Genomic DNA, 12,649 nt, shown 5'->3' with positions numbered 1-12,649 from the left:
CGACGATCAGGCCGGATCTCAGGCCTTGATCGACTTCTGCTCCGACGCGGCCTTGTGGATCTCGACCTTGCGGGGCCTCGCCCGCTCCAGCACCGGGATGCGCACGGCCAGGACGCCGTTGGAGTACGCGGCGTCGATCTTCTCGCTGTCGAGGTGCTCGGAGAGGTAGACGCGGCGGGTGAAGGTCCCCATCGGACGCTCGCGCACGAAGAGGCGGTCGTCCTCGGCGTACTCCTCCTCGCGCCGGGCGCTCACCGTCAGGACGCCCCGGTCCACGGTGACCTCGACGGAGTCGGGGTCGGCGCCGGGGAGGTCGAACTTGAGGAGGACGTCGTCCTTGCGGCGGACGCCGTCCAGCGGCATGGCCCCGCGCGAGTCGTTCTGGCCCCACCCGAGGGTCTGCCGCGCGAGCCGGTCGAACTGACGGTCGAACTCCTGCACGAACGGGTCGATCGACGTCAGCAGCATCGGTAACCACCTCCGTTGAACCGGGCAGGTTCCTCACGCCTGCCGTTCCGAAAACCTCTAAGTCAATTTATAAGTTACATGCAGCGGTGGATGCAAGTCACTCACGACCTGGTTTGCAGGATTCTTCACACCCGGCCCGCAGGTCCCGGCCGGAGAGCGGACGCGCCGGGCCTGCCGGGCCTGCCGGGCCTGCCGGACCCGCCGGGACCGCGGCCCCGACGGGCCCGGCGCGCCGGACCGTGCGGTTCAGCCAGTGCGGTTCGGGCCGTGCGGTTCAGACGGCGCGGTTCGGACGGCGCGGTTCAGACCGCGTCCGTCAGCGCCGCGAACTCCTCGTCGGTCAGCTCCAGGGTCGCCGCGGCGACGTTGTCCTCCAGGTGCGCCACCGAGGAGGTGCCGGGAATGGGCAGCATCACCGGGGAGCGCCGCAGCAGCCAGGCCAGCGCGAGCTGCGACGGGGTGGCGCCGTGCCGCCTGGCCGCGGCGTCCAGCGGGCCGCCCTCCCTGGCCAGCTCGCCGGTCGCGAGCGGGAACCACGGGATGAAGGCCAGGCCGTTCGCCTCGCAGTGCTCCAGGACCGGCTCGGCGTCGCGGTGGGCGAGGTTGTAGAGGTTCTGCACCGAGACGATCGTCGCCGTCTCCCCGGCCCGCTCCAGATCCTCGACGCCGACCTCGCTGAGTCCGATGTGGCGGATCTTGCCCTCCCGCTGGAGCGCGGCGAGCTCTCCGACCTGCTCGGCCAGGGGCACCTTGGGGTCGATGCGGTGCAGCTGGAGCAGGTCGATCCGCTCGACGCCGAGGTGGCGCAGGCTCAGCTCGACCTGCTGGCGCAGGTACTCGGGCCGGCCCACCGGGCGCCAGTCGTCGGGGCCGGAGCGGGTCAGGCCGGCCTTCGTGGCGATGACCAGGTCGTCCGGGTAGGGGTGCAGGGCCTTCCTGATGAGCAGCTCGGACACGAACGGTCCGTAGGAGTCGGCGGTGTCGATGAAGTTCACGCCCAGCTCGACCGCGCGGCGGAGCACCCGTACGGCCTCCTCCGGGTCGGGCGGGTCGCCCCAGATCCCCTTGCCGGTGAGCTGCATGGCGCCGTAGCCGAGGCGGTTGACGGTGAGGTCGCCGCCGATGGCGAACCGGCCGGAGGCGTCCGCGGGACGGGTCGTGGTGGTCATACGCTGTCTCCTCCAGGGAGCGGAATATGCAGATTTCACCTGATTAGCCCCTTAAGGGGTTATCTGGGGCCGTTACCCGCTAAATTCGCTTTTCACCCTGGGTGAGGTGGTCATCGAGCACCCGCCTGGCCTGGCGGACGACGGCCTCGTCGACGAAGCGCCCGCCGGGGAGGGCCACCGCGCCGGCCCCGGCCGCCGCCACGATCTCGCGGGCCGCCGCGACCTCCTCCTCGCCGGGCCGGTAGGCGTCGCGGATGACCGGGAGCTGGGCCGGATGGATGGCGGCCCGCCCGCGGAAGCCCATGGCCCGGCCGGCGCGGCACGACTCGGCCAGCCCTTCGAGGTCCCGGAAGTCGGTGTAGACCGACTGGGCCGGCGCGGGCAGCCCGGCGGCGCGGGCCGCCACCACGAGCCGCGACCGCGCCCAGGCCAGCCCCGCCTCGTCGCTGACGCCCAGGTCGGCCCGCAGGTCGGCCTCCCCCAGGCCGATGCTCGCCACCGCCGGATCGGCCGAGGCGATCTCGTGGGCCCGTTCGAGGCCGAGAGCCGACTCGATGAGCGGGTGCAGCGCGGCGCCCGGCGCGGCGGCGGCGACGTCGCGCAGCTGACCGGCCGACTCGGTCTTGGGCACGCGGATGCCGGCCGTACCCGCGGCCAGGGCGCCGACGGCGCGCAGGTCCGCCTGGCCCCAGGCGGTGCGGGTGTCGTTGATCCGGACCTGCACGCGCGGCCGGGGTACGGCGAGCAGCGCCACGACCTCGGCCCTGGCCAGGTCCTTGCCGCCGGGGGCGACGGCGTCCTCCAGGTCGACGATCACCACGTCGGCCGGGCCGGCGAGCGCCTTGGCCACCAGGTCCGGCCGGTCGGCGGGCGCGTACAGCCAGGTCAGCATCACACCACCCCCCTGTCGCGCAGCGCCTCGATCTCGGCGGGCGTGAGCCCCGCCTCCGCCAGGACCTCGGCCGTGTCCTCACCGTGGGCGCGGCCGGTCCAGCGGATCTCGCCGGGGGTTCCCGACAACCGGAACATGACGTTCTGCATCCGCAGCGGCCCCAGCTCGGGGTCCTCCACGGTGGTGACGGCGTCCAGGGCGGCGAGCTGCGGGTCGGCCAGCACGTCGCGCACGTCGTAGACGGGCGCCACCGCGGCCTGCGCCTCCTCGAAGGCGGCGAGCACCTCGTCGCGGGTGCGCGCGCCGACCCACGCGGCGACGGCCCCGTCCAGTTCGGCGGCGTGCTCGGCGCGCCCCGCCCCGGTGGCGAACCACGGCTCGGCGATGCACTCCGGCCGGCCGACGAGGCGCATGACGCGCTCGGCGATGTTCTGCGCCGAGGTGGACACCGCGACCCAGGAGCCGTCCGCGCACCGGTAGGTGTTGCGCGGCGCGTTGTTGACCGACCGGTTGCCGGTGCGGGGCGGCACGATCCCGAGCCGGTCGTAGATCGTCGGCTGCGCCCCCAGCACGGTCAGGATCGGCTCGATGATCGACATGTCGACGACCTGCCCGGACCCGGTGGCCTCGCGCGCGTGCAGCGCCGTCATCACGGCGTAGGCGGTCGCGAGCGCGCAGATGCCGTCGGCCAGGCCGAACGGCGGCAGCGTCGGCGGCCCGTCCGGCTCGCCGGTCATCGCGGCGAACCCGCTCATCGCCTCGGCCAGCGTGCCGAAGCCGGGCCGTCTCGCGTACGGGCCGAACTGGCCGAACCCGGTGACGCGGGCGAGCACCAGGCGGGGGTTGGCCTCGCGGAGCCGGTCGTAGGAGAGGTTCCACCGCTCCAGCGTCCCCGGGCGGAAGTTCTCGATGATCACATCGGCGTCGCGCGCCAGTGTGAGGAGCAGGTCCTGGCCCTCGGGCCGCGACAGGTCGAGGGTGATCGTCCGCTTGTTGCGGCCCAGCATCTTCCACCACAGGCCGCCGGGCCCGTGCCCCCGCGAGGAGTCCGGTCTGACCGGATGCTCCACCTTGACGACCTCGGCGCCGAAGTCGCCGAGCATCATGGCCGCCATCGGTCCCGCGAACAGCGTCGCGAGGTCGAGGACGCGGACCCCTTCCAGAGCCTTCACCGTCGTTCCTCCAGGTTCGGTTCCTCCGGGTCCACGGCCGGTCCGCCCGCGAAGACGTCCTCCGGGTTCACGGCCGGTCCGCCGGTGGGGACGTCCTCCCGGTTCACGGCCGGCGCGCCGGCGAAGGCGTTCTCCCGATCCACGGCCGGCCCGTCGGCGAGGACGTCCCGCGCGACGGCCAGGGTGCGGCGGGCGAGCCGGTCGAAGCCGATGCCGTCGAAGCCCCGCAGGCTGCTGGCCAGCCGGTTCCCCGGTTTCCACTGTTCGGGGACGCCGGAGGCGCCGAGCAGCCCGCCCACGATCGAGCCGACCGTCGCGCCGGCCGAGTCGGTGTCCCAGCCGCCGGCGACGGCCCCCGCGATCGACACCGTGAAGTCGCCGCGCCCGTGGACGAGCGCCGCCGCGATCAGCGCCGCGTTGTTGACCGTGTGGACCCAGTGCAGGTCGCCGTGGCGTTCGTACAGCCGGTCGACGACCCGCTCGAACTCCGGCTCCGACGAGGCGTCCGCGACGGCGTCCCGTACGGCCCCGGCCAGCCGCGACCCGGCCGGCACGACGGAGAGCCCGGCGGCGACCACGTCCTCGACCGAGGAGGCCACGAGGGAACGGGCGCACATGGCGGCGACCATCATCGCGCCGTAGACGCCGTTGCCGGTGTGGCTGAGGCGGGCGTCCCGCCAGGCGAGCGCGGCGGCGGCGGCCGGGTCCCCCGGGTTGGCCCAGCCGTAGACGTCCGCCCTGATCAGGGCGCCGATCCACTCCCGGAACGGGTTGCGGTGCGTCGCGGTGCGGGGCGGCTCGATCCCGTCGAGCAGGTTGCGGTACGCCGCCCGCTCGGCGGTGAAGACCCGGCCCGCGGGCAGCTCGTCCAGCCACATCGCGGCCACGTCGGCGGTGGTGAAGTCGCGGCCGAGGCGTTCCAGCAGGGAGAGCCCGAGGAGCGGGAAGTTCAGGTCGTCGTCCTCGGGCACGCCGTCGATGTTCTCGGCGAGCGAGTTGACGGCGCTGCGCCTGTTCCACGGCCAGCGGGCCGCCACCTCGTCCGGCAGTCCGGCCGCGGTGAACCAGCCGCGGATCGGCCAGTTGCCGGTGGCCTCGGCGATCTCCCTGATGCCCTCACGGGGGATCTTCTCCACCGGCTTGCCGAGCACGCACCCGGCGGCGCGTCCCAGCCAGGCGCCGAGCAGCCGGTCGGGTAGCCGGGCGGGGTCGGCGGCCTCGCGGGGGAAGCCCCCGGGGGCGCTCAGGGTGATCTCGGCGAGTCCGGAGGGTTCGGGGAGCGGGGACGGGATCGCCGCCAGCTCGTCCAGCAGCTCACCGGCCAGGTCGCGCAGCGCCGGGTCGGCCGGCCGCGGGGAGGCGCCCGCCCTGGGCGGCGCGTCGTGCCCCCCGGCGGCGCGCCAGCGGGCGGCGATCGCGGCGGCCTCCGGGCCGCGGCCGTCCTCAGCCGCCTGGCGTAGCTCGTGGCCGACCAGGTCCTCCGGCTGCACCCAGGTGAGCCGGATCAGGCGGTCGTCCGGCCGGTCGGTCCGCCGGTCCGCCGGGCGGCCGGTCACGCCGTCCCTCCCGCCGCGTCCCCGGCCGGGGCGTTCCCGGCCGCCGCGTCCCCGGCCGGGGCGTCCCCGGTCAGGGCGGCGAAGGCGGCCTCGTGGGCCCGCCGCGCGGCGAGGTCGGCCGCGTGGACCCGCCGGGCCACCCCGGCGATGGTCACGCCGGGAGCCACCAGGTCGATCCTGCTGGCCTCCGACACCGGGCCGAGCCACTCCGGCGGCACCGCGCCGGCTCCGCCGAGCGCCCCGGCGATCGCGCCGCCCATGCTGGCGATCGAGTCGGCGTCGCGGCCGTAGTTCACCCCGCCGAGCACGGTCTCGCGGTAGTCGCCCTTCGCGATGAGCAGGAAGGCGAGCGCCAGCGGGAGCTCCTCGATGCTGTGCAGGCGGCTCGGGCGGCGGGCGCCGAGCCCCTGGTCGCGGTAGGTGTCGGCGACGGTGTCGTAGGGGGCGACGGCCTCGCGCAGCGCGCCGAAGGAGCCGTCCCAGTGGCCGAGGCCGCGGGCCCGGTCGCAGACGGCCTCGATGGCGGCCCGCGTGCCGTCTTTGGCGAGCCGCAGACAGGTGGCGACCACCGAGTCGGGGGTCGCTCCCGGGCGCATGGCCTCGGCGACGGCGGCGGCCAGCACCCCGGCGGCCTCCCGGCCGTAGCTGGACTGGTGGGCGCCGGCCAGGTCGATCGCCTCGGCGTACGCCCCGTCCGGGTCGGCCGCGTTGACGACGCCGACGGGCGCCATGTACATCGCGGCGCCGCAGTTGACGATGTTGCCGACGCCGGCTTCACGGGGATCCACGTGGCCGTAGTGCAGGCGCAGGACCAGCCACTTCTCGGCGAGGAAGACCCGCTGCAGGGGCAGCGCCTCGGCCTCCAGCTCGGGGATCCACCGCTTCTCGCCCATCATCTCGGGCACCAGGTGCTCGGCCGCCGCGTACGCGTCGAGGTGACCGCCCGCCTTCTCGTAGACGCGGATCAGGGCGTGCGTCATGAGGGTGTCGTCGGTGACGTGGCCGTCGCCCTTGTGGTACGGCGCGATGGGCCGGGCGTTGCGCCAGTCCTCGAAGTACGGCGGGACGATGCCCGTCACGTGGCCGCCGTAGCGGCGTCGTATCTGCTCGGGCGTCCAGCCCTCGGTCGCGCCGCCGATCGCGTCGCCGACCGCGGCGCCCGTCACGCATCCGACGGCCTTGTCGGTCAGCAGGTCCTGCGGCGTCATGCCAGTCCTCCAGCGATGTCGATGAGATCCGTTCCGGCCAGGTCGGGGATGCCGCAGCCGGCCAGCGTGCGCGCCGTGGCGCACCAGCCCTCCGGGAGGGCCCGGTGGCCGGTGTGCGCCCCGGTCAGCGCCCCGGTCAGCGCCGGGGCGGAGTCGGCGAGCGACGGCAGGCACGCGGCGGCGGACACGGCCGCGCCCAGCGCGCCTCCGGACACCTCGGCGAGCGCCAGGGCGGCGGCGACCGTCTGGGCGGCCGCGACGCCGTAGCTGTAGACGTGGTCCAGCAGGGCCGCGTCGAGCGCCGGGACCGCCGCGAAGGGGTCCCCCGCCTCACGGGCCGCCGCGAGCGCCCTCCGGGTCATGCAGCCGATCGCGGTGTCCTCGGGCAACTCGGCCAGGGCCGCCTCCACGGCGGAGGGTATCGGCCCGCCCGCGACGAGCTCCGCGACCGCCGCCGCCATCGCCGCGGCGGCGTGGACGCCGTCCCCGGCGTTGGTGACCGAGGCGTCGGCCCGCGGGTCGATGCCGGCCGCCCCGAAGGCGACGGCCCGGATCGCCGCCGCGTCGTCGAAGAAGTGCGGGTTGTCGTGCCCGCTGGCGGGCGGCCGCTTGCCGGCGGCCAGGTTGTCGAGCGCCGAGCGCACCGAGATCCGTACCCGCAGGTCGGAGCGTTCCGCGAGCCTGCCGAACGCCTCCGCCCGGTCGTCGTGGATCGTCAGCGCGGTCCAGGCCAGCCACTCGGCGTCGTCGGACGGCCCGATCGCCAGCGGCTCGACCGGCTGGTTCAGCGTGAACGGCACGGGCAGCGTGGTGACGCGGTGCTCCTCGGCGAAGGCGTCCAGCTCCCGCTCCAGCCGCCTGCTCCAGGGCGCCAGCAGGGTGGAGCGGTGCCGCGCCGACGGCCAGCCGGCCGCGTCGCCGATCGCGAGGCCGATGAAGGCGCCGCGGATCCTGTCCCCCGATGACATGTCTCTCCTCTGCTCGCCTCTACTCGTCGTACCGGCCCGCGGGCACGCTCACGCCGCCCGCTCCGACGCGGCCACCAGCTCGGTGGCCGCGTCGAGCACATGCCGCCCGGCGACGACCGGGAGGCACCTCCCCGTGGCCGGGCCGATCTCCGCGGCCCAGCGCTCCGGGACCGCGGCCTCGCCGCGCCCCGCCCCCGCGAGGGCGCCCGCGATGGCCGCGGTCGTGTCGGCGTCCCTGCCGAGGTTGGCGGCGGAGACGACGGACTCCTCCACCTCGCCGGCCCCCATGAGGTAACCGGCGAAGGCGAGGGCGACCGCCTCCGGTGCGAGATCCGTCCACGGGTAGTGGCGCACCACCACCGCCGCGTACAGCCGCTCCACCGACCCGGCGGCGACGGCCTCGACGGCGGCCCGCAGGTTGCGGGAGGTCCAGGAGTCCTCGGGGACGGCGGCGATCCCGGCCTCGACGACCTCGCCGGGGGCCGCGCCGGTCATCGCGACGGCCACCGCCGCCGCGACCGCCTGACCTCCGTACACGCCCTCGCCGCTGTTGCTCACCACGCCGTCCACCGCCACCAGCCGGGCCGCCTCCGCGGGCCGGCCGGCGGCGAAGATCCCGTACGGCGCGGCGCGCATGGCCAGCCCGTCCGACCACCCGTGCGGGTGCCACAGGCCGGACAGCGGCGGGGCGAGGCCCCGGCGGAGCGCCTGGACGGCGCCGAGCTCGGAGAAGCCCGCGCCCCGCATCGGTCCCTCGATGCCCGGGATGATCTGCTCGCGGTACTCCCTGGCCACGTCGGCCGAGGTCAGCGCCTCGCCGTACCGGCAGAGCAGGGAGGCCGCGAAGAGGGTGTACTCGGTGTCGTCGGTGCCGCCTCCGCCGGGTTCGATCTCGGTGAGACGGCCCCACCGCCGGGCGATCTCCTCCGGGGTGAGGTTCTCCGCGGGGCGCCCGAGGGCGTCGCCGGCCGCGAGGCCGAGCAGGCACCCCCGGGCGCGGGTCGGCGTCACTTGTTGTACCGCTCCAGCACCTTGTTGCCCTCGTCGACGAGCGTCTTCGCCGCCTCGTCGAGGGTGATCTTGTTGGCGAAGTACTGCTGCAGGGTGGGGGTGGCCACCTTGCTCTTCCACTCGTCGAACCCGTTCACCTTGAGGTAGGGCGCGACCACGAGGTTCTTGGCGGAGGCGGTCGCCACGTCCCAGCCGTTCTCCTTCGTGGTCATGGACGGGTCGGCCGCGGCCTTGGCGCTGGTCGGGAGCAGCCAGTCGCCCTTGGCCAGCTTCGCCTGGTTGTCGCCGTTGAGGAAGAAGGAGATGAACTTCGCCGCCTGGTCGGGATACTTGCTGTCGGCCGCGACGGACAGGGTCTGTGAGGTGGCCCCCTGGTCGGAGCCGGTGCCCTTCAGCGGCGGGATCGTGACCCAGTCGAAGCCGGACGGGGCCTGCTCGGCGACCTGCTGCCGCAGGTAGACGCCCGCCGGGAGCATGGCGTACTTGCCCGCGTAGAAGCCCGGCAGCGGGTCGGCGGTGCCCATGCCGAGCGCGGACGGGTCGGCCGACCTGTCCTTGTAGAGCTGGTCGTGGATGCGCTGCAGCACCTCGCGCTCCTCGGGCCCCACCTTGACCGTCGCCTTGGCGCCGTCGGTCTGGAAGAAGGTGCCGCCGAAGTTGAGCCCGAGGTTGAGCACCTTGTTGACCGGTGACTTCAGCGGCCAGGCCACCCCGAAGGAGTCGCCCTTGGTGAGCTTCTTGCTGATCTTCGCGAACTCGTCCCAGGTCCACGGGTCCTCGGGGGTCGGGATGCGCACCCCGGCCGCGTCGAGCAGCTTCCTGTTGGCGATGATGACCTGCGACTCCTGGAGGAACGGCACGCCGTACACGCCCTGGCCGCCCTTGCCGTCGCCGAAGGTGACGGTGTCCCAGGCGGCCTGCGGGATGTCGCTCTTCAGGTCGGCGGGCAGCTTGCCCGCGAGGTCCAGGAGGTAGCCGCGGGAGGCGAAGCCGGCGAGCGCCGGGGAGTCGTCGTGGATGACGTCCGGCGGGTCGCCGGCCTCGAACGACGTGACGAGCTGGTCGTTGACGTTGTCCCAGCTGCCCTGGACGTACTCGACCCGGATGCCGGGGTTGGCCTTGTTCCACTCGTCGACGATCGCCTTGTTGGCGGCGATGGACTCCTTCTGCCAGGCCAGGCTCAGGAATTTCAGGCTCACCGGGTCGCCGGCCTTCTGGCCGCCGCCGTCGCCCGACGAGCAGCCGGCCGTCAGGGCGGCGAGCGCGGCGGCGGCCGCCACGAGTGCGGTTCTGGTACGCAACGGACTCTCCTATCGAGGGGTACGGCTCCGCCGGGTCCGGCTCGGCTCGCCCCGCTGGGGTCGGGGGCTTTTTTCGAAGATCGGCTAACCCTTGACGGCGCCGGCCAGCAGGCCGGACCTGAGCCGTCTCTGGATGATCGCGAAGAACGCCAGGCTCGGGATCGTGGCGAGCAGCGACGCCGCGGCGAGCGGGCCGAGACGCACGACCCCCTCGGCGCCGGTGAACTTCACCAGGGTCAGCGGCAGTGTGGCCACGTCGGGGTCCTTGAGGACGACCAGCGCGAAGAGGAACTCGTTCCACGAGGAGATGAAGGAGAACAGCAGCGTGGCCACCACGCCGGGTGCGAGGAGCGGTGCCACGATCCGCACCAGCGTGCGGACCCGGCCCGCGCCGTCGGTCGCCGCCGCCTCCTCCAGCTCGCGCGGCACGGACCGCACGTATCCCTGGAGCATCCACAGCGCGAACGGCAGCGTGAAGGTGACGTGCACGACCGTGAGGCCGGGCAGCGTGTTCACCAGGTCCAGGGTCCGCAGCACCATGAACAGCGGAATGATGATCAGGATGAACGGGAAGACCTGGCTGACCAGCACCCATCCGATCGCGACCCTGTTGACGAGCGAGCGGTGGCGGGCCATGGAGTAGGCCGCGGGCAGGGCGAGCACGACCGTCAGCACGGAGCTCGTGACCGCGACCACCAGGCTGCGCAGCGCGCTGCCGACGATGTCCTGCTCGGTGAACGCGTCGGCGAAGTTGGTGAGGACCGGGTGGCGCGGGATCCACGTCGGGGTCAGGCCCGCCATCTCCTGCGACGTCTTGAGCGCCGTGGACAGCAGCCAGAGCAGCGGGAAGGCCAGGAAGACGATGTACCCGAGGAGGGCGAGGTACTGCAGCGGCCTGCGCATGTCAGCTCGCCTCCCGCATCTGACGGCCGATGTAGAGACCCAGTACGGCCAGCACGACGATCACGATCGCGACTCCGAGGGTGGCGGCGTAGCCGAAGAAGCCGTAGCGGAAGGCCTCCTCGTAGGCGAAGAGCATCGGCAGCCGGGTCTGTCCGCCCGGACCGCCCTGGGTGAGGACGTAGACCAGGCCGAACTGGTTGATGTTCCAGACGAAGTCGAGTGAGGTGATCGTCACGATGATCGGGCGGAGCTGCGGCAGCGTGATGTTCCAGAAGCGGCGCCACGTCGAGGCCCCGTCCATGTGACCGGCCTCGTGCAGTTCCCTGGGCACGCCCTGCAGCCCCGCGAGCAGCACGACGGTCGTCTGCGGCATGCCGGTCCAGATCCCGACGACGATCACCGCGGGGAGCGCGATGGAGAAGTCGTTGAGCCAGTCGACGTTGTGGTCGAGCAGCCCCGCCCCCTGGAGCGTGCTGTTGAGGATGCCGGCGTTGGGGTGGTAGACGAGCCGCCACATCAGCCCGATGACGACCGGCGGCATCGCCCACGGCACCATGGCGAGCACCCGGGCGAACCCCCGGAACCGCAGGTTCTCGTTGAGCAGCAGCGCGAGCCCGAGCGCGGCGGCGAACTGCAGCACGGTGACCGAGACCGCCCAGATCAGGCCGATGCGGAACGACGCCCAGAAGTCCCCGTCGGTGAGGAGGTCGCCGAAGTTCGCCAGGCCCACGAACGAGGTCACGGAGTTGCGCCCGGACCTGGCGTCGGTGAAGGCGAGGTAGATGCCGTAGAGCAGCGGGCCGACGCTGAAGACCAGCACCGGGATCAGCGCCGGCAGCATCAGCAGGAGCGTCTCGCGCCCCTGCCGGCTCTTTTCGGGCCGGCCCCGGCGATCCGCCGCGGACCCCCGTTCCCTTTCGGCCGTCAAGGTCATGGAGACTCCTCCCCCAGGGTCGAGGCGCGGGTCACGAGGCGGGGTTCGACGGTGACCGTGCGGGGCGGCCGGCCGTCGTTCTCCAGGCGGTCGAGCAGGAGTTCGGCGGCGGCCCGGCCGCGCTCGGCCGAGCCGAGCCAGACGCTGGTGAGCGGCGGCCAGGCGATCGTGGCGAGGTCGGTGTCGTCCATGCCCGCCACGGCGACGTCCTCGGGCACCCTCCGCCCCGCGCGCCGCAGGACGTCGAGCGCCCCGAGGGCGATCAGGTCGTTGGCGCACAGCAGCGCGTCGAGGTCCGGGACGCGTTCGAGCAGGCGGGCCGCGGCCTGCGCGCCCTCGGCGCGGTAGAAGTCGCCCACCTCGACGAGGTCCCGGTCGTACGGCAGGCCGAGCGTCTCCAGCGCCTCCGCGTAGGCGGCGGAGCGGGCCGCGCCGGGGACGGTGTCCGGCGGGCCGTTCACGAAGCCGATGCGGCGGCGGCCCAGGTCGTGGAGGTGCCGGACGGCGAGCCGCACGCCGGTCCTGGAGTCGACCCGCACGTTGTCCACCGGGGTGCCCTCGGGCACGGAGCCGATGACGACGATGGGCGCGCGGGCGGCGGCGAACATCTCCAGGTGCCCGTCGGTCACCCTCAGCGGGATCATGATGAGCCCGTCGATGTACCGCTCCCCGAGGCCGCGCAGCACGTCGAGCTCGTCGGCCGCGTCCGCGTTGGTGGAGTGCAGGACGAGCCGGTAGCCGGCCGCCCTGAGCAGGGGCTGGATCTCCCGGACCATCGCGAGGTAGACCGGGTTCCCTATGTCGGCCATGGCGAAGCCGATCTGGTTGCTGCGCCGCGACTTCAGCGACCTCGCCGCCGAGTTCGGCACGTAGCCGAGTTCGCGCGCGACGCTCATCACGCGGCGTTCGGTCTCCGCCCTGGTGGGGAGGCCGTTGAGCACACGTGACACCGAGGCGATCGACACGCCCGCCCGGCGGGCGATCGTCGTGATCGTCGGTTCCTCGCTCATGCCCACCTCGGTCTCCGTAGACGGTAAACGTTTTCAGTAGGCGGCGTCACATCTCTG

12 protein-coding genes are annotated in these 12,649 nt (G+C 73.5%); all 12 read right to left on the bottom strand.

Annotation, left to right across the window (positions count from 1 at the left end; all coding sequences use genetic code 11):
• Positions 1–18: 18 nt before the first annotated feature.
• Positions 19–468: an Hsp20/alpha crystallin family protein gene (locus ACZ6W9_RS01065; protein ID WP_389958428.1), complete on the bottom strand. Its 450-nt coding sequence runs from the start codon at positions 466–468 to the stop codon at positions 19–21.
• A gap of 302 nt (positions 469–770) precedes the next feature.
• Entirely contained in the window at positions 771–1,637 is an 867-nt protein-coding gene (locus ACZ6W9_RS01060; RefSeq protein ID WP_389958425.1) for an aldo/keto reductase, read from the bottom strand.
• Positions 1,638–1,716: 79 nt separating this feature from the next.
• Positions 1,717–2,529, bottom strand: coding sequence for an HpcH/HpaI aldolase/citrate lyase family protein (locus tag ACZ6W9_RS01055; protein ID WP_470116508.1), 813 nt, complete (start codon positions 2,527–2,529; stop codon positions 1,717–1,719).
• Positions 2,529–3,701, bottom strand: a complete 1,173-nt coding sequence (locus ACZ6W9_RS01050) for a CaiB/BaiF CoA transferase family protein (RefSeq protein ID WP_389958419.1) — start codon at positions 3,699–3,701, stop codon at positions 2,529–2,531. Before ACZ6W9_RS01050 ends, ACZ6W9_RS01055 begins: the two co-directional genes overlap by 1 nt.
• Positions 3,698–5,257 (bottom strand): ADP-ribosylglycohydrolase family protein, encoded by a 1,560-nt coding sequence (locus ACZ6W9_RS01045; RefSeq protein WP_470116507.1) that lies wholly within the window; start codon positions 5,255–5,257, stop codon positions 3,698–3,700. The genes ACZ6W9_RS01050 and ACZ6W9_RS01045 overlap by 4 nt, the downstream gene beginning before the upstream one ends.
• Positions 5,254–6,465, bottom strand: coding sequence for an ADP-ribosylglycohydrolase family protein (locus tag ACZ6W9_RS01040; protein ID WP_470116506.1), 1,212 nt, complete (start codon positions 6,463–6,465; stop codon positions 5,254–5,256). The genes ACZ6W9_RS01045 and ACZ6W9_RS01040 overlap by 4 nt, the downstream gene beginning before the upstream one ends.
• Positions 6,462–7,433 carry an ADP-ribosylglycohydrolase family protein gene (locus ACZ6W9_RS01035; protein WP_470116505.1) on the bottom strand — a complete coding sequence of 324 codons (972 nt, stop codon included), beginning with the start codon at positions 7,431–7,433 and terminating at the stop codon, positions 6,462–6,464. Before ACZ6W9_RS01035 ends, ACZ6W9_RS01040 begins: the two co-directional genes overlap by 4 nt.
• 48 nt (positions 7,434–7,481) lie before the next feature.
• On the bottom strand, positions 7,482–8,444 hold the full coding sequence (locus tag ACZ6W9_RS01030; RefSeq protein WP_389958407.1) for an ADP-ribosylglycohydrolase family protein: 963 nt from the start codon (positions 8,442–8,444) through the stop codon (positions 7,482–7,484).
• Positions 8,441–9,745 carry an ABC transporter substrate-binding protein gene (locus ACZ6W9_RS01025; protein WP_389958404.1) on the bottom strand — a complete coding sequence of 435 codons (1,305 nt, stop codon included), beginning with the start codon at positions 9,743–9,745 and terminating at the stop codon, positions 8,441–8,443. The genes ACZ6W9_RS01030 and ACZ6W9_RS01025 overlap by 4 nt, the downstream gene beginning before the upstream one ends.
• A gap of 84 nt (positions 9,746–9,829) precedes the next feature.
• Positions 9,830–10,648 carry a carbohydrate ABC transporter permease gene (locus ACZ6W9_RS01020; RefSeq protein ID WP_470116504.1) on the bottom strand — a complete coding sequence of 273 codons (819 nt, stop codon included), beginning with the start codon at positions 10,646–10,648 and terminating at the stop codon, positions 9,830–9,832.
• Between the two features lies 1 nt (position 10,649).
• Entirely contained in the window at positions 10,650–11,582 is a 933-nt protein-coding gene (locus ACZ6W9_RS01015) for a carbohydrate ABC transporter permease (protein WP_362928823.1), read from the bottom strand.
• Positions 11,579–12,592 carry a LacI family DNA-binding transcriptional regulator gene (locus ACZ6W9_RS01010; RefSeq protein ID WP_389958397.1) on the bottom strand — a complete coding sequence of 338 codons (1,014 nt, stop codon included), beginning with the start codon at positions 12,590–12,592 and terminating at the stop codon, positions 11,579–11,581. Before ACZ6W9_RS01010 ends, ACZ6W9_RS01015 begins: the two co-directional genes overlap by 4 nt.
• Positions 12,593–12,649 lie beyond the last annotated feature (57 nt).

This window comes from Streptosporangium sp. NPDC053982, from assembly GCF_055585205.1.
Note: the sequence above shows the minus strand (reverse complement) of the source record. Positions and strands in the feature narration are given on the sequence as shown.